19 protein-coding genes are annotated in these 15,944 nt (G+C 70.3%); 5 read left to right on the top strand and 14 right to left on the bottom strand.

Annotation, left to right across the window (positions count from 1 at the left end; all coding sequences use genetic code 11):
• Positions 1-42 precede the first annotated feature (42 nt).
• The 3 genes from dapD to ACF062_RS00690 all read right to left on the bottom strand — a co-directional run bounded on the left by dapD (position 43) and on the right by ACF062_RS00690 (position 2,068).
• The gene (dapD, locus tag ACF062_RS00680) at positions 43-1,044 is read right to left on the bottom strand and encodes a 2,3,4,5-tetrahydropyridine-2,6-dicarboxylate N-succinyltransferase (RefSeq protein ID WP_223773960.1); all 1,002 of its coding nucleotides are present in this window, start codon (positions 1,042-1,044) and stop codon (positions 43-45) included.
• 158 nt (positions 1,045-1,202) lie between these two features.
• The gene (locus ACF062_RS00685) at positions 1,203-1,748 is read right to left on the bottom strand and encodes a TetR/AcrR family transcriptional regulator (protein WP_223773961.1); all 546 of its coding nucleotides are present in this window, start codon (positions 1,746-1,748) and stop codon (positions 1,203-1,205) included.
• Positions 1,748-2,068, bottom strand: a complete 321-nt coding sequence (locus ACF062_RS00690; protein ID WP_223773962.1) for a multidrug efflux SMR transporter — start codon at positions 2,066-2,068, stop codon at positions 1,748-1,750. The genes ACF062_RS00685 and ACF062_RS00690 overlap by 1 nt, the downstream gene beginning before the upstream one ends.
• 118 nt (positions 2,069-2,186) lie before the next feature.
• Between ACF062_RS00690 and ACF062_RS00695 the strand changes: the two genes are divergently transcribed.
• Together ACF062_RS00695 and ACF062_RS00700 are read left to right on the top strand one after the other, a co-directional pair.
• A complete protein-coding gene (locus ACF062_RS00695; protein WP_392133904.1) occupies positions 2,187-3,341 on the top strand; it encodes an oxidoreductase in 1,155 nt (384 codons plus the stop codon).
• 1 nt (position 3,342) lies between these two features.
• On the top strand, positions 3,343-3,579 hold the full coding sequence (locus ACF062_RS00700; RefSeq protein ID WP_392133907.1) for a hypothetical protein: 237 nt from the start codon (positions 3,343-3,345) through the stop codon (positions 3,577-3,579).
• Between the two features lie 138 nt (positions 3,580-3,717).
• Here ACF062_RS00700 and ACF062_RS00705 read toward each other — a convergent pair whose 3' ends face one another.
• The 8 genes from ACF062_RS00705 to ACF062_RS00740 all read right to left on the bottom strand — a co-directional run bounded on the left by ACF062_RS00705 (position 3,718) and on the right by ACF062_RS00740 (position 10,353).
• Positions 3,718-4,065 (bottom strand): metal-sulfur cluster assembly factor, encoded by a 348-nt coding sequence (locus ACF062_RS00705; RefSeq protein WP_392133910.1) that lies wholly within the window; start codon positions 4,063-4,065, stop codon positions 3,718-3,720.
• A complete protein-coding gene (gene sufU, locus ACF062_RS00710) occupies positions 4,062-4,559 on the bottom strand; it encodes a Fe-S cluster assembly sulfur transfer protein SufU (protein ID WP_392133913.1) in 498 nt (165 codons plus the stop codon). Before sufU ends, ACF062_RS00705 begins: the two co-directional genes overlap by 4 nt.
• Positions 4,560-4,575: 16 nt before the next feature.
• On the bottom strand, positions 4,576-5,844 hold the full coding sequence (locus ACF062_RS00715) for a cysteine desulfurase (RefSeq protein WP_392133916.1): 1,269 nt from the start codon (positions 5,842-5,844) through the stop codon (positions 4,576-4,578).
• Complete coding sequence (gene sufC / locus ACF062_RS00720) at positions 5,841-6,605, bottom strand: Fe-S cluster assembly ATPase SufC (RefSeq protein WP_125512037.1); 765 nt, start codon at positions 6,603-6,605, stop codon at positions 5,841-5,843. The genes ACF062_RS00715 and sufC overlap by 4 nt, the downstream gene beginning before the upstream one ends.
• Positions 6,606-6,612: 7 nt before the next feature.
• Positions 6,613-6,942: a non-heme iron oxygenase ferredoxin subunit gene (locus tag ACF062_RS00725; RefSeq protein WP_127910318.1), complete on the bottom strand. Its 330-nt coding sequence runs from the start codon at positions 6,940-6,942 to the stop codon at positions 6,613-6,615.
• Positions 6,939-8,120 (bottom strand): Fe-S cluster assembly protein SufD, encoded by a 1,182-nt coding sequence (gene sufD / locus ACF062_RS00730; RefSeq protein WP_392133919.1) that lies wholly within the window; start codon positions 8,118-8,120, stop codon positions 6,939-6,941. Before sufD ends, ACF062_RS00725 begins: the two co-directional genes overlap by 4 nt.
• 68 nt (positions 8,121-8,188) lie before the next feature.
• A complete protein-coding gene (sufB, locus tag ACF062_RS00735; protein WP_219690164.1) occupies positions 8,189-9,610 on the bottom strand; it encodes a Fe-S cluster assembly protein SufB in 1,422 nt (473 codons plus the stop codon).
• Positions 9,607-10,353: a helix-turn-helix transcriptional regulator gene (locus ACF062_RS00740; protein WP_392133923.1), complete on the bottom strand. Its 747-nt coding sequence runs from the start codon at positions 10,351-10,353 to the stop codon at positions 9,607-9,609. Before ACF062_RS00740 ends, sufB begins: the two co-directional genes overlap by 4 nt.
• A 186-nt stretch (positions 10,354-10,539) precedes the next feature.
• On the opposite strand from ACF062_RS00740, the gene ACF062_RS00745 reads away from it, so the two are divergent.
• From ACF062_RS00745 to ACF062_RS00755, 3 genes are read left to right on the top strand one after another with little or no spacing between them, the layout of a single operon-like run.
• Positions 10,540-11,463, top strand: a complete 924-nt coding sequence (locus ACF062_RS00745) for an ABC transporter ATP-binding protein (protein ID WP_392133926.1) — start codon at positions 10,540-10,542, stop codon at positions 11,461-11,463.
• The gene (locus ACF062_RS00750; protein ID WP_392133929.1) at positions 11,460-12,230 is read left to right on the top strand and encodes an ABC transporter permease; all 771 of its coding nucleotides are present in this window, start codon (positions 11,460-11,462) and stop codon (positions 12,228-12,230) included. The genes ACF062_RS00745 and ACF062_RS00750 overlap by 4 nt, the downstream gene beginning before the upstream one ends.
• 53 nt (positions 12,231-12,283) lie before the next feature.
• Positions 12,284-13,306: a heme A synthase gene (locus tag ACF062_RS00755; protein ID WP_392133931.1), complete on the top strand. Its 1,023-nt coding sequence runs from the start codon at positions 12,284-12,286 to the stop codon at positions 13,304-13,306.
• Between the two features lie 6 nt (positions 13,307-13,312).
• On the opposite strand, the gene ACF062_RS00760 is transcribed toward ACF062_RS00755, so the two are convergent.
• The 3 genes from ACF062_RS00760 to ACF062_RS00770 form a co-directional block, all read right to left on the bottom strand.
• On the bottom strand, positions 13,313-14,392 hold the full coding sequence (locus ACF062_RS00760; protein ID WP_392133934.1) for an amidohydrolase: 1,080 nt from the start codon (positions 14,390-14,392) through the stop codon (positions 13,313-13,315).
• A gap of 124 nt (positions 14,393-14,516) precedes the next feature.
• The gene (locus ACF062_RS00765; protein ID WP_392133937.1) at positions 14,517-14,864 is read right to left on the bottom strand and encodes a hypothetical protein; all 348 of its coding nucleotides are present in this window, start codon (positions 14,862-14,864) and stop codon (positions 14,517-14,519) included.
• A 90-nt stretch (positions 14,865-14,954) separates the two neighbouring features.
• Entirely contained in the window at positions 14,955-15,908 is a 954-nt protein-coding gene (locus ACF062_RS00770) for a heme o synthase (RefSeq protein ID WP_356577805.1), read from the bottom strand.
• Positions 15,909-15,944 lie beyond the last annotated feature (36 nt).

Raw genomic sequence — 15,944 nt, forward strand, 5'->3', positions numbered from 1 at the left:
CTCCTGTACGGCTCTACAGATCTACAGCTCTGCGCCGACTCGTCAGTTGTGGCTGTGCAGGATCTCGTTCAGACCGCCCCAGACCGCGTTGTTCGGGCGGGCCTCGACGGTGCCCGTGACCGAGTTGCGGCGGAAGAGGATGTTCGAGGCGCCGGAGAGCTCTCGGGCCTTGACGATCTGGCCGTCGGGCATGGTGACGCGCGTACCGGCGGTGACGTACAGGCCCGCCTCGACGACGCACTCGTCGCCCAGCGCGATGCCGACGCCCGCCTCGGCGCCGACCAGGCAGCGCTCGCCGATGACGATGCGGACGTTGCCGCCGCCCGAGAGGGTGCCCATCGTGGAGGCGCCGCCGCCGATGTCCGAGCCGTCGCCGACGACGACCCCGGCGGAGATGCGGCCCTCGACCATGGAGGTGCCGAGGGTGCCCGCGTTGAAGTTCACGAAGCCCTCGTGCATGACCGTGGTGCCCTCGGCGAGGTGCGCGCCGAGGCGGACCCGGTCGGCGTCGGCGATGCGGACGCCCTTCGGCGTGACGTAGTCCGTCATGCGCGGGAACTTGTCGACGGACGTCACGGCGAGGTGCAGCCCCTCGGCGCGGGCGTTCAGCCGCACCTTCTCGACGTCGTCGACGGCGACCGGGCCGAGCGAGGTCCAGGCGACGTTGGCGAGGAAGCCGAACTGGCCGTCCAGGTTCACGCCGTGCGGCTTGACCAGGCGGTGCGAGAGCAGGTGCAGGCGCAGGTAGACGTCGTGGGCGTCCAGCGGCTTGTCGTCGAGGGACGCGATGACCGTACGCACGGCGACGATCTCCACGCCACGGCGGGCGTCCGGGCCGATCGCCTCGGCGGCGCCGTCACCGAGCAGCTCCACGGCACGCTCGGCGGTCAGCCGCTCGCTGCCGGCGGGGCCGTGCTCCTCGGCGGAGACAGCGACGAGCTCGGGCGCGGGGAACCAGGTGTCGAGGACGGTGCCGTCGGCGGCGACGGTGGCGAGGCCTGCGGCGATGGCGCCGGTGGTGCGGGGTGCGTTCGTGTCGGTCATGGGTGAAACCTAACCGGAGGGGCCTCGCGCGGGCGAACCGGTCTCAGGGTACGGGCCGCCGGTGCCGCGGCGCGGCGACCGCAGTGGAGCACCGGACGCCACGCGGCCGCGCGCCACCGCCGGTCACGGCCGCCCCCGTCCCGCCTCATCCCCCGCGCTCAGGAACCCGGCACCAGCAGCCGACTGAGCACGTCCCGCGCGTACGCCTCGTCGTACTCACCCCCAGTGAGCAGCACTTGCAGGCTGATCCCGTCCATCAGGGCGACGAGGGCGCGCGCGGTGACCGGATCGGTGCGCGGCACCAGTACCTCGGTGAGCCCCTGGCACCACTCGGCGGCCACGGGGCGCAGCGCGGGCCTGCGCAGGGCGGCGAGATAGAGCTCGTACTCCAGCTCGAGGCCGGTCCGCTCCCCCGCGAACCACTCGCCGAGGAGCCGGGCCAGCTCCCCCGCGACGTCGGCGTCCGGGTCCTCGAAGGCGCCGCCCGCGGCCATCACCTTCGCGAAGCCCTCGTTGCTCTGCCGCAACGCGGCCACCAGCAGCTCGTCGAGCGTCTTGAAGTGGTACGTCGTCGACCCGAGCGGCACGTCGGCCTCGGCGGCGACCGACCGGTGGCTGAGCCCGGCGATCCCCTTCGCGCCGACCACCCGGATCGCGGCGTCGATGATCCGCTGGCGGCGCTCGGGGTCGTAGCGACGGGGCATCAGTGCGCACCGCCGAGATTGAGCACGACGACGCCCGCGATGACGAGCACGATCCCGGTGACCTTGAGCAGCCCGGCCGGCTCCCCCATGAACAGCATTCCGATCGCCGCGACGGCGGCGGTGCCGATGCCCGCCCAGATCGCGTAGGCGGTGCCCACGGAGAGCGTCTTGAGGGTCTGCGCGAGCAGCGTGAAGGCGAGCAGGTAGCCCACGACGGTGATGAGTGAGGGCCACAGCTTGCTGAACCCCTCGCTGTACTTCATGGCCGTGGTGCCGGCCACTTCCGCCGCGATCGCCGCGGCCAGCAGTGCGTATCCCATGCGTACGAGTGTACATATCGTTGCGTACGACCGTACATAACTCGGCGGGCTAAGGTGACGCGATCACTGTGGGGGGCCACAGGACGCACGCACGACACACCATGGAGCGCGAGAGCAGATGCCGGACACACCGGGGTGGGGACCTCAGGGCCCGCGGACAGGACCAGGACACGACGGGCCGGGGCACGGGACAGCGCGGTACGGAGCACCCCCGTACGGAGCCGGAGCCCCGTACCCGCCGCCGTACGGCTGGGGACAGCAGGGTCCCTGGGGCCCGCCGCCTCCGCCCCCGCCCAAGCCCGGCGTCATCCCGCTCGCCCCGCTCGGCGTCGACCACGTCCTCGGCGGCGCCTTCGCCACGATGCGGCGCTACGCCAAGCCGCTCTTCGGCGCCGCCCTCGCCGCGTACGCGCTGTACGCCGCCGTGCTGGGGGCCGCGCTCGGCATCGCGTACGCCGTCGCCCGGGACCACTACGCGGCCCTGTCAGCGGACGGGGCGGAGTTCACCTGGGAGCACGGCAAGCCGGTGCTGGTCGCGTTCGGCGCCGTCTGGGCGGCCGGCCTGGTCGGCGCGCTCGCCGTCAACTCCTTCGTGCAGGCCTCGGTCGCGGCGACCCTGCACGAGGCGGTACTCGGCCGCCCCACGACCTTGCGCGCCGTGACACGCAGGGCCTGGTCGCGGACCCCGGCGGTGGCGGCCGTGACGCTGCCGCTCGCGCTCATCCTGCTCCTGCCGCTCGCCCTGTTCGCTCTCTTCTTCGTCGCCGTCTTCGTGACGGTCCTGACCGACGCGACCGCTCCCCTCGGCCTGCTCTTCCTCCTCTTCCTCCTCGTGATCCCCCTGTCGGCCTGGCTGTACGTCCTGTTCGCCTTCGCCCCCGCGGCCACTGTCCTCGAATCGGCGGGCCCGCTCACCGCGCTGCGCCGCTCGGTACACCTCGTCCGGGGCGCCTGGTGGCGCACGTTCGGCATCTCGCTGCTCGCCGGCGCGATGGTGATGATCGTGTCCCTCGGATACCAACTGCCCATGCAACTCGCCGCGCCCGAGCCACCCGTGGTCACCCCGGACACCTCCGCGTCCGAAGTGATGCTGGACCAGCTGCGCTCGCAGACCGGCCTGTACGCGGTGGTGGCCCTGCTCGGCACCCTCCTCACCCAGCTGGCGGCCGCGGTCTTCCTCCCCTTGATCACCGCCCTCCTCTACGTGGACCGCCGCATCCGCAAGGAGGACTTGGCCCACACCTTGGCGGAGGCTTCTGCGGAGCCACGGTGACATGGAAGACACCTCCGGACGCGAGTCGGCACGCGAGCGGGCGGCTGAGGTCAGGGCACTGACGCGCAGGCTGGAGGCTCTTTACGCCCTCCAGTACGCCGGGCAGCGAACCGCACGGCTCGCCGCCCAAGTGGCACAGCTCGAAGCACTCTTGGCGGCTCTCCAGGGCTTCCCGGGCGCCATGGCCGACGCGGCACGCCGCAATGGCACCTGCACCTGCACGTGTCGGCACGGTTGAGGGCGCGGAACGCGACGACGACACGACGAAGCCCCCCGGAGAATCCTCCGGGGGGCTTCGCGACACAGCCGCACAGCAAAACGACCGCTCAGCCGATCAACCGCTCGGCAAAGCCTCGACTCAGACGTTGAACTCGACTCAGACGTTGAATCCGAGCGCCCGCAGCTGCTCGCGGCCCTCGTCCGTGATCTTGTCCGGACCCCACGGCGGCATCCAGACCCAGTTGATCCGCAGTTCGTTGACGATGCCGTCCGTCGCGGACTTCGCCTGGTCCTCGATGACGTCGGTCAGCGGGCAGGCCGCGGACGTCAGCGTCATGTCGATCGTGGCGATGTTGGCGTCGTCGACGTGGATGCCGTAGATCAGGCCGAGGTTGACGACGTCGATGCCCAGCTCGGGGTCGACGACGTCGTAGAGCGCCTCGCGGACCTCTTCCTCGGAAGCCGGCTTCGTGGACAGAGTTTCCTGCGTACCGTTCTCGCTCATGCGGTCTTCCTCTCGGCGACGGTGTTCGCGGCAGCGGCCGCGGCGCCGTCGGTCTCGCCCAGCGCCTGCGCCGTCGCGTCCTTCCACGCCATCCAGCTCAGCAGCGCGCACTTGACGCGCGCCGGGTACTTGGATACCCCGGCGAACGCGACCGCGTCCTCCAGGACCTCCTCCATGGCGTCGTCCGGCTCCAGCTTCCCCTTGGACTGCATCAGCTCCAGGAACACTTCCTGGATCTTCTGCGCCTCGGCGAGCTCCTTGCCGACCAGGAGGTCGTTCAGGACGGACGCGCTGGCCTGGCTGATGGAGCAGCCCTGGCCCTCGTACGACACGTCGGCGATGGTCGACCCGTCGTACTTCACGCGCAGGGTGATCTCGTCCCCGCACGTCGGGTTGACGTGGTGCACCTCGGCGTCGCCATCGCGCAGACCACGCCCGTGCGGGTGCTTGTAGTGGTCCAGGATGACTTCCTGGTACATCGAATCCAGCTTCACGTTCCCAGCCAGCCCCTCAGCCGAAGAAGTTCCGTACGTGCTCCAGGCCGTCGACGAGGGCGTCGATCTCGCCGGGCGTGGAGTACAGATAGAACGACGCTCGCGTGGTCGCAGGAATTCCGTAGCGGAGGCAGACGGGGCGGGCGCAGTGGTGACCCACGCGGACCGCGATGCCTTCCTCGTCCAGGACCTGGCCCACGTCGTGCGGGTGGATGTCGCCGAGCGTGAAGGAGATCGCGGCGCCGCGGTCCTCGGCCGTCGTCGGACCGATGATCCTGAGGTCCGGGACTTCGAGGAGGCGCTTGACCGCGTACTCGGTGATCGCGTGCTCGTGCGCGGCGATCTTGTCCATGCCGATGGCGGTGAGGTAGTCGACGGCCGCGCCCAGGCCCACGGCCTGGGAGACCGGCGGCGTGCCCGCCTCGAACTTGTGCGGCGCGGGAGCGTACGTCGACGAGTTCATCGACACGGTCTCGATCATCTCGCCGCCGCCGAGGAACGGCGGCAGGTCCTCCAGGAGCTCCTGGCGTCCCCACAGCACACCGATGCCCGTCGGGCCGCACATCTTGTGGCCGGTGAAGGCCACGAAGTCGGCCTGGAGCGCCTGCACGTCCAGCGGCATGTGCGGGGCGGCCTGCGAGGCGTCGATGAGGACGAGCGCGCCGACCTCCTGGGCGCGGCGCACGATGGCCTCGACCGGGTTGAGCGTGCCCAGGATGTTCGACACCAGCACGAAGGAGACGATCTTCGTCTTCTCGGTGATGATCTCGTCGATGTTGGAGAGGTCCAGGCGACCGTCGTCGGTGAGGCCGAACCACTTCAGCTTCGCGCCCGTGCGCTGCGAGAGCAGCTGCCACGGCACGATGTTGGAGTGGTGCTCCATCTCCGTGATGACGATCTCGGTCTCGTGGTCCACGCGGTAGGGCTCATCGGCCCAGCCCAGCATGTTGGCCACGAGGTTGAGCGACTCGGAGGCGTTCTTGGTGAAGATCACCTCGTCGCGACTGGGCGCGTTGATGAACGCGGCGACCTTGTCACGGGCGCCCTCGTACAGCGCCGTGGCCTCCTCGGCGAGGACGTGCACACCGCGGTGGACGTTGGCGTTGTGCTGCTCGTAGTACTCGTTCAGCACGTCGAGGACCTGGCGCGGCGTCTGCGAGGTCGCCGCGTTGTCCAGGTACACGAGCTTCTTGCCGTCGTGGATCGTGCGATCCAGGATCGGGAAGTCCTTGCGGATCGCCTCGGTGTCGAGGAGGCCGGAAAGCCCCTGGTGGGCCACTGTCACGCGGATGCGCCGCCCTTCGTGTAAGCCTCGTAGCCCTCGGCCTCGAGCTTGTCGGCGAGCTCGGCGCCGCCGGACTCGGCGATGCGGCCGTTCGCGAAGACGTGCACGAAGTCGGGCTTGATGTAGCGCAGGATGCGCGTGTAGTGCGTGATCAGGAGCGTGCCGACCTCGCCGGTCTCCCGGACGCGGTTGACGCCGTCCGAGACCTGGCGCAGCGCGTCGACGTCCAGACCGGAGTCCGTCTCGTCGAGGATCGCGATCTTCGGCTTGAGGAGCTCCATCTGGAGGATCTCGTGGCGCTTCTTCTCACCGCCGGAGAAGCCCTCGTTCACGTTGCGCTCGGCGAAGGCCGGGTCCATCTGGAGCTGCTCCATCGCGGACTTGACCTCCTTCACCCAGGTGCGCAGCTTGGGGGCCTCGCCGCGGATCGCCGTCGCCGACGTACGCAGGAAGTTGGAGACCGAGACGCCGGGAACCTCGACCGGGTACTGCATGGCGAGGAACATGCCGGCGCGGGCGCGCTCGTCGACGGACATCTCCAGGACGTCCTCGCCGTCGAGGGTCACGCTGCCCTGGGTGATCGTGTACTTGGGGTGGCCCGCGATGGAGTAGGCGAGCGTCGACTTGCCGGAGCCGTTCGGGCCCATGATGGCGTGGGTCTCGCCCTGCTTCACGGTCAGGTCGACGCCCTTGAGGATCTCCTTGGTGGAGTTGTCGGCCTCGACGGTGACGTGCAGGTCCTTGATTTCAAGCGTTGCCATGGGTGCCTCAGGACTCCTGGGAGAGGGGGGCGCGTACGTCAACGAGGACGCTGCCCCCTTCGATCTTTACGGGGTATACGGGGACGGGGCGCGTCGCGGGAAGGCCGGACGGCTTGCCGGTGCGGAGGTCGAACGCGGAGCCGTGCAGCCAGCACTCGATCTGGCAGTCCTCCACCTCGCCCTCGGAGAGGGAGACGTTCGCGTGCGAGCAGATGTCGTGGATCGCGAACACCTCGCCCTCGGTGTGGACGACCGAGACCGGCGTGCCGTCGAGTTCCACCCGCTTGGGGGTGTCCTCCTCCAGCTCGCCCAGTCCGCAGACGCGTACGAAGGTCATGCGACCGTCGCCTCCAGCTCCTCTTCGATCTTCGCGATGAGGCGCTCCTCGACGTCCGGCAGACCGATCTGCTGGACCAGCTCGGCGAAGAAGCCGCGGACGACCAGGCGGCGCGCCTCGTCCTCCGGGATGCCGCGCGACTGGAGGTAGAACAGCTGCTCGTCGTCGAAGCGGCCGGTCGCCGAGGCGTGGCCCGCGCCGACGATCTCGCCGGTCTCGATCTCCAGGTTCGGAACCGAGTCCACGCGGGCGCCGTCGGTCAGCACGAGGTTGCGGTTCATCTCGTACGTGTCCGTGCCCTCGGCGGCGGCCTCGATGAGGACGTCGCCGATCCACACCGCGTGGGCGTCGTCGCCCTGGAGCGCGCCCTTGTAGACGACGTTCGACTTGCAGTGCGGGGTGTTGTGGTCGACCAGGAGGCGGTGCTCCTGGTGCTGGCCGGCGTCGGTGACGTAGAGGCCGAAGAGCTCGGCCTCGCCGCCGGTGCCCGCGTACTCGACACGGGGGTGCAGGCGGACCAGGTCACCGCCGAAGGTGACGACGACGGACTTGAAGGAGGCGTCGCGGCCGACCAGGGCGTTGTGCTGGGCGACGTGCACCGCCGTGTCGTCCCAGTCCTGGACGGAGACGACGGTCAGCTTGGCGCCGTCGCCGACGATGAAGTCGACGTTGGCGGCGAGCACGGCGTCACCGGTGTGGTCGATGACGACCAGGGCCTCGGCGAAGGCGCCCAGCTCGATCACCTGGTGCGCGAAGGCGGTGCCGCCCTCGCCGTGGACGGCGATACGGATGGGCTCGGTGAGCACGGCCTCCTTGGGGACCGTCACGACCGAGGCCTTCTCGAAGGACGAGTAGGCCTGCGCGGCGATGCGGTCGACGGGCTTGCCCGCCTTGCCGACGCGCGCGTCGTCCCGGCCGACGGTCTCCTGGGTGACGCCCTCGGGGGCGCTCACCTCGACGCGGATGCCGCCATCGGCGACGGCCGTGCCGTCGTGCAGCCCGCGAAGGCGCTCCAGCGGCGTGAACCGCCACTCCTCCTCGCGGCCGTGGGGGACCGGGAAGTCCGCCACGTCGTAGGAGGGGGGTGCGCTCATGCGGGTGGCGACGGTGGACTCGGCGGCCACCGCGATCGATCCGGCGGTAGTGGAGCCCACCGGGATGTTCTGAGCCTCAGCCATGGCTGTCGTCGTGCTCTCTCTCTGCGCTCTGCGTAAGAAGTCTGCTCGCTGCGGGACGGTGTCCGGTCCTAACCGACCGAACCCTCCATCTGGAGCTCGATCAGCCGGTTCAGCTCCAGGGCGTACTCCATGGGCAGCTCCTTGGCGATCGGCTCCACGAAGCCGCGGACGATCATCGCCATGGCCTCGAACTCGGTCATGCCGCGGCTCATCAGGTAGAAGAGCTGGTCGTCGGAGACCTTGGAGACGGTCGCCTCGTGGCCCATCGACACGTCGTCCTCGCGGACGTCCACGTAGGGGTAGGTGTCCGAGCGGGAGATCGTGTCGACGAGCAGCGCGTCGCAGAGCACGTTCGACTTCGATCCGGCGGCGCCCTCACCGATCTCGACGAGGCCGCGGTACGACGTGCGACCGCCACCGCGCGCCACCGACTTGGAGACGATGTTGGAGGAGGTGTTCGGCGCCATGTGGACCATCTTGGAGCCGGCGTCCTGGTGCTGGCCCTCGCCCGCGAAGGCGATGGACAGGGTCTCGCCCTTGGCGTGCTCACCCATGAGGTAGACGGCCGGGTACTTCATCGTCACCTTGGAGCCGATGTTGCCGTCGATCCACTCCATGGTCGCGCCCTCGTACGCCACGGCGCGCTTGGTGACCAGGTTGTAGACGTTGTTCGACCAGTTCTGGATCGTCGTGTAGCGGCAGCGGCCGCCCTTCTTCACGATGATCTCGACGACGGCGGAGTGCAGCGAGTCCGACTTGTAGATCGGCGCGGTGCAGCCCTCGACGTAGTGGACGTAGGCGTCCTCGTCGACGATGATCAGCGTCCGCTCGAACTGGCCCATGTTCTCCGTGTTGATGCGGAAGTAGGCCTGGAGCGGGATGTCGACGTGCACACCCTTGGGCACGTAGATGAACGAGCCACCGGACCACACGGCGGTGTTCAGCGACGCGAACTTGTTGTCGCCGACGGGGATGACCGTGCCGAAGTACTCCTTGAACAGCTCCGGGTGCTCCTTGAGCGCCGTGTCGGTGTCCAGGAAGATGACGCCCTGCTCCTCCAGGTCCTCGCGGATCTGGTGGTAGACGACCTCGGACTCGTACTGGGCCGCGACACCGGAGACGAGGCGCTGCTTCTCCGCCTCGGGGATGCCGAGCTTGTCGTACGTGTTCTTGATGTCCTCGGGCAGGTCCTCCCAGGACTCCGCCTGCTTCTCCGTGGAGCGCACGAAGTACTTGATGTTGTCGAAGTCGATGCCCGAGAGGTCCGAGCCCCAGTTCGGCATGGGCTTCTTGTCGAAGAGGCGCAGGCCCTTGAGGCGGAGCTTGGTCATCCACTCCGGCTCGGACTTCTTGGCCGAGATGTCCCGGACGACGTCCTCGCTGATGCCGCGCCTGGCGGAGGCACCGGCGACGTCGGAGTCGGCCCAGCCGTATTCATACGTGCCCAGACCCTCGAGTTCGGGGTGGGCAGTCTCCGTGGGGAGCGTCATGCGGGGTTCCTCCCGGCCGTACTTGCTGATGCTGATGTGGTGGTCTGTGTGCTGCCGCCGCCGCTGCCGCTGCGCGGGATGAACGTCGTACAGACGCCGTCTCCGTGGGCGATGGTGGCGAGGCGCTGCACGTGCGTGCCGAGCAGCGTGGAGAACATCTCCGTCTCGGCCTCGCAAAGCTGCGGGAACTGCTCGGCGACGTGGGCGACCGGGCAGTGGTGCTGGCAGAGCTGCTCGCCGACCGGTGCGCTGCGCGCCGTAGCAGCGTACCCGTCGGCGGTCAACGCCTTGGCCAGAGCCTCGGTGCGCTGTTCGGGTGGTGCGGCGTCGATCGCTTCCCGGTACGCCTCGGCCTGCGCGGCGAGCCGCTCGCGGGCGAAGGCGACGAGCGCGCCCTCGCCGTGCCGCTCGGTGATCCAGCGCAGGGCCTCGGCGGCGAGCTTGTCGTAGGACTGGTCGAAGGCGTCGCGGCCGCAGTCGGTCAGGGCGAAGACCTTCGCGGGGCGGCCCCGGGTCCGCGCGCCGTAGACACGCTGTTCGCGGGGCTCGACGACGTTCTCGTGGACGAGGGAGTCGAGGTGCCGGCGGACGGCCGCCTGGGTGAGACCGAGCCGCTTCGCGAGGTCGGCGACGGTGGAGGGGCCGTGGTCCAGGATGGAGCGCGCGACCCGGTTGCGTGTGGATCGGTCCGACCGCAACCCGGCCGCGAGTTCCTCCTGCGGAGCCTCGCCAACGTTTTTCACAACGCCATTGTTGCGTAATTCCTCAGACCCTGACAACCCGCGTCCGGATCACGGCCCCGTGCACTACATCACTTAGGCATACCTAAGCTGACCTGCGGAAACGATCACCGGGGACCACCGGCTGCCGGGGAACCGACCGCGCCCCGCCGACCCGGCGCCCGCGCCATGTCCCTAGACTTGCCCACCATGCGAAACGAGCCCGTCGTCCAGCTCCAGGGTCTGGTCAAGCGGTACGGAACCAAGACCGCGGTCGACGGCCTCGACCTGACGGCCGGGGCGGGCATCACCGCCGTCCTCGGCCCCAACGGCGCCGGCAAGACCACCACGATCGAGACCTGCGAGGGGTACCGCAAGCCGGACTCCGGCACGGTCCGCGTCCTTGGTCTCGACCCGGTCCGCGAGGCCGATGCGCTGCGGCCCCGCATCGGGGTGATGCTCCAGTCCGGCGGCGTCTACTCCGGCGCCCGCGCGGACGAGATGCTGCGCCACGTCGCCAAGCTGCACGCGCACCCGCTGGACGTGGACGCCCTCATCGAGCGCCTCGGGCTCGGCAGTTGCGGCCGCACCACCTACCGGCGGCTCTCCGGCGGCCAGCAGCAGCGCCTCGCGCTCGCCCTGGCCGTGGTCGGCAGGCCCGAGCTGGTCTTCCTGGACGAGCCGACCGCCGGCCTCGACCCGCAGGCCCGCCGGGCCACCTGGGAGCTCGTCCGCGATCTGCGCCGCGACGGGGTCGCCGTCATCCTCACCACGCACCACATGGACGAGGCCGAGGAGCTCGCCGACGACGTAGCGATCATCGACGCGGGCAAGGTCATCGCCCAGGGCAGCCCCGACGAGCTGTGCCGCGGCGGCGCCGAGAACACCCTGCGGTTCACCGGCCGCCCGGGCCTCGACGTCGGCTCGCTGCTCAAGGCGCTGCCCCCCGACTCGGCCGCGGCCGAACTGACCCCCGGCGCCTATCGCGTGAGCGGCACGGTAGACCCGCAGCTGCTCGCCACCGTCACCTCCTGGTGCGCCCAGCACGGGGTGATGCCGGACCGGATCTCGGTCGAACGCCACACTCTGGAAGACGTCTTCTTGGAGCTCACGGGTAAGGAGCTGCGCGGATGAGCGCCGCCGGTACGTACACGCCGAAGCCGGGCGCCGCCCCGCTCCCCCGCATGATCGCCGCGCAGGCGGCCCTGGAGACGAGGATGCTGCTGCGCAACGGCGAGCAGCTGCTCCTCACCGTCGTGATCCCGACCCTGCTGCTCGTGCTGTTCAGCGCCGTGGACATCATCGACACGGGCAAGGGCGAGGCCGTGGACTTCCTCGCGCCCGGCATTCTCGCGCTCGCCGTGATGTCGACGGCCTTCACCGGCCAGGCCATCGCGACCGGCTTCGAGCGGCGCTACGGCGTGCTCAAGCGGCTCGGCGCCTCTCCGCTGCCCCGCTGGGGGCTGATGGCGGCCAAGACCCTCTCCGTGCTGGTCACCGAGATCCTCCAGGTCGCGCTGCTGACGGCCATCGCGTTCGCGCTCGGCTGGTCGCCGCACGGCGACCCCGTCTCCGTCCTGCTCCTCCTGCTCCTCGGCACGGCGGCCTTCTCCGGGCTCGGCCTGCTGATGGCCGGCACGCTCAAGGCCGAGGCGACGCTGGCGGCCGCGAACCTCGTCTTCCTGCTCCTCCTCGTGGGCGGCGGCGTGATCGTGCCGCTCGACAAGTTCCCCGGGGCGGTCCAGTCGGCCCTCGGCCTGCTGCCGATCTCGGCGCTCTCGGAGGGGCTGCGCGACGTCCTCCAGCACGGCGCGGGCATGCCGTGGGCGGAGCTCGGGATCCTCGCGGTGTGGGCGGTCCTCGGGCTCGGCGCGGCGGCGAAGTTCTTCCGCTGGGAGTAGCCGGGCGCCGGATACGTCCCCCTCGTGAAGCCGTGCACAAGCGGCCCCCTACGATGGGTCGCGTGCCAAACGTGACCCGAGCCGACCTCGCTCAAGCCGCGCGGAACCCGCTCGCCTTCATCGCCGAGCGCTGGACCCCCACCCAGCGGACCGTCCAGCGGGCGGCCTTCATCTCCCTCGCCATGACGGTGGTCATCGTGGTGACGGGCGGAGCCGTCCGGCTGACCGGTTCGGGGCTCGGCTGCCCGACCTGGCCCAAGTGCACGGAGGACTCCCTCACCGCGACGAGCGAGATGGGCTTCCACGGCTACATCGAGTTCGGCAACCGCGTCCTGACGTACGTGCTGTGCGCGGCCGTCGGCTGGGCGATCATCGCGGCGCGCGCGCAGAAGCCGATGCGGCGCAGCCTCACCCGGCTCGGCTGGACGCAGTTCTGGCTCGTCATGGGCAACGCCGTGCTCGGCGGCATCGTCGTACTCGTCGGTCTGAACCCCTACACGGTCGCCGCGCACTTCCTGCTCTCCTCGGCCCTGATCGCGGTCGCCGCCACCATGTGGCAGCGCTCCCGCGAGGGCGACACCGAGCCGCGCCCGCTGGTCGGCAAGGCCGTGGCGCAGCTGGTCTGGTTCCTGGTGGCGGCCTCGGTGCTGCTGATCGCGGTCGGCACGGTCGTGACCGGTGCCGGGCCGCACGCGGGCGACTCCAGCGACGTGCCGCGGATGAACCTCGCCCCGGTCGGTCTGGACTGGGAGGGCGTCACCAAGCTGCACGCGGTGCTCGCCTGGATCGTGGTGACGCTGACCTTCGCCCTGTGGTTCGTCCTCAAGGCGGTGGACGCGCCACGCGGCCCGCTGGCCCGCACCCGCGACCTGTTCCTGATCCTCCTCGCGCAGGGCGCCATCGGCTACGTCCAGTACTTCACGGACCTGCCGGAGATCCTGGTCGGCCTGCACATGTTCGGCTCGTGCCTGGTGTGGATCGCCGTGCTGCGCGTGCTGCTGTCCCTGCGGGAGCGGCCGCTGCCCACGGCCGGGGTGCCCGCGCCGGCGGACGACTCGCGGCTCTCGGCGGTCTAGAGGCCTCTAGAGGCCGTATACGCGGCAGGCGTTGCCCGCCGCGATCAGGCCCGCCACGCGCTGCGCGTCGGTGAGCGACCAGGCCCCCTCGGCGACCCAGCCGCCGAGGACGCGCCCGAGCGCCTCGCGGAACAGCCGGGCCCCCACGACATGCAGCTCGGGCAGCCCGTGCGCGCCGCTGGAGAACAGCACCTTGCCGAAGGGCGCGAGTTCGAGGATCTCCGCGAGCACGGCCGCCGCCCGCGCCCCGGTGCGTACCAGCGCGGGCCCCAGGTCGGTGTACACATGTGGGAAGACGGCCGTGAGGTGGGCGGCGCCGCGGTGGTACGGATAGCCGTGCAGGAGCACCAGATCGGTGCCGAGGCCCGCGGTGGCGCGGGCGAAGTCCCCGAAGTGCGCCTGGGGGTCACCGGCGCCCGCGTGCAGCTGGAGCGGCCGGCCGGAGGCGACCGCGATCCACAGCAGATGCCGCAGCAGCACGGGGTCTGCGAGCTCCCCGCCCACCTGCCGCCCCGCGAGCCAGCGCCCCACCGCGCCCCGCACCTCCCCCGGCCCCGGCGGCCGCGCCGCGAGGGCGAGCGGATGGCGCACCCCCGCGACCGAGGTGAAGGCGACGGCGTGCGCGGCCGCGCCGTGCACGGACTCGGCGAGGTTGGCGAGGAAGGAGTCGGCGGTCCCGGAGGTGTCGGCGACCTGCTCGGCGAGGAGCTCCAGGCGCACGATCTCGCGGGCCTCCGCGTCGCCGGTGGACGCCATCTCACCGGGCCCGGTCAGATCCCCCGGCAGCCCCGTGTCGACGAGGTACGTCGTGATGCCGCTGCCCCGCAGCAGCCGCCGCCCCGACTCCAAGACGCCGAGATCGCGGCGCCGGGCGAGGTAGCGGGCCGGCGGGCAGTGCGGTTCGAGGCCCAGCAGCGGCGGGCACCAGCGGCGCACCGCGAAGCCGGTCTGGGTGTCGAAGAAGGTGGTGCCGGGGGCGGGCGGTCCCTCGCCCCGGCCGAGGTGGGCCTCGATGGTGCCGAGGCCCAGCTCCGTACGGAGGACGCCATGGCAGTACTGGTCCACCAGGTACGGCGTTTCGATCATGCGGACTCCCGCTGAATGGACCTTGCTCCTACGGTCCTAACGGGTGACCCGCGTGTCAGGTGTTGCTTTCGGCCGGTCTCGGCGGGTCGAACAACAGCACGGTTCAGGCGTCCGGCAGCGCGACTCAGGCGTTCTTCGGTCCGCCGAGCTGGATGCCGGCCATGCGGGTCCACTCGTATGGCCCGGTCCGCACCTTCGCGGCGAAGTCCCCGTCGAAGTCCTCGTGGACGGTGATCCCGGACTTCTCGACGGCGCTGAGCGCGACGGCGTGGGTGGGCGCCACCAGGTCGCCCCAGCCGCCGTCCTCGCCGACGAGGACGATGCGCGCGCCCTTCTGGCCGAGGTACGCGATCTGCCCCTCGGCCCCGCCGTGCTCGCGGGCGAAGGCGCCGATCTCCTTGGCGAGCCTGGCCGCCTTCCGCTCCGCACGAGCGGCCTGCTTGCTCTCGTCCACCTGCTGCGTGTCTGCCATGGACAGGATGCTACCGACGGGTAGATCACTTGGCGACAGCCGGACGACGTGGCATCGGCCACGGCCGAGCGCCCCATCAGGGGCGCGGCGCTACCGCAGGAAGGGGTCCACCGCCACCGCGACGAAGAGCAGCGACACGTACGTGATGGACCAGTGGAAGAGCCGCATCTCCTTGAGCTGGCCGCCCGTGACCTCCGCCTTGGCGCGGTTCTGGAGGCCGTGCGCCTCCCACAGCCACCAGCCGCCGGTCACCAGCGCCACCGCCGTGTAGAACCAGCCGGTGTAGCCGAGCGGCTGGAGGAGCAGCGAGACGGCGACCATGACCCAGCTGTAGAGGACGATCTGCCGGGCGACGACCTTGTTCGAGGCGATGACCGGCAGCATCGGCACGCCCACGCGCGCGTAGTCGTCCTTGACCTTCATGGAGAGCGGCCAGTAGTGCGGCGGCGTCCAGAAGAACATGACGAGGAAGAGGATGACCGGCGCCCACGACAGGGAGTTCGTGACCGAGGACCAGCCGATGAGGACCGGCATGCAGCCCGCGATGCCGCCCCAGACGATGTTCTGCGAGGTGCGCCGCTTGAGGATCATCGTGTAGACGACCACGTAGAAGAGCAGCGCGCCGAGCGCGAGCCAGGCGGAGAGCCAGTTCACGGCGAGGCCGAAGAGCAGCGTGGAGACGACCGCGAGGCCGATGCCGAAGGCGAGGCACTCGCGGGGGCTCACCATTCCGGTGACCAGCGGCCGCTGCGACGTACGGTCCATGAGGGCGTCGATGTCGCGGTCGATGTACATGTTCAGCGCGTTGGCGCCGCCCGCCGAGAGGTAGCCGCCCAGGCAGGTCACGAAGACCAGCCAGAGGTCCGGCACGCCCTGTTCGGCGAGGAACATCACCGGAACGGTGGTGATGAGGAGGAGTTCGATGATCCGCGGCTTGGTCAGCGCCACGAACGCCTTGACACGGGCCCCGAACGGCCGATGGCTCGGGCTAAGGTCCGTCCCGGAAACCCCCGCTGGACGGGATTCAACGGCCGTCACGCACACCCCTGACAGAGACATCCCAGCGAGCCGACCGGCACC

This window comes from Streptomyces sp. NPDC015345, from assembly GCF_043078805.1.
Lineage (GTDB): Bacteria > Actinomycetota > Actinomycetes > Streptomycetales > Streptomycetaceae > Streptomyces.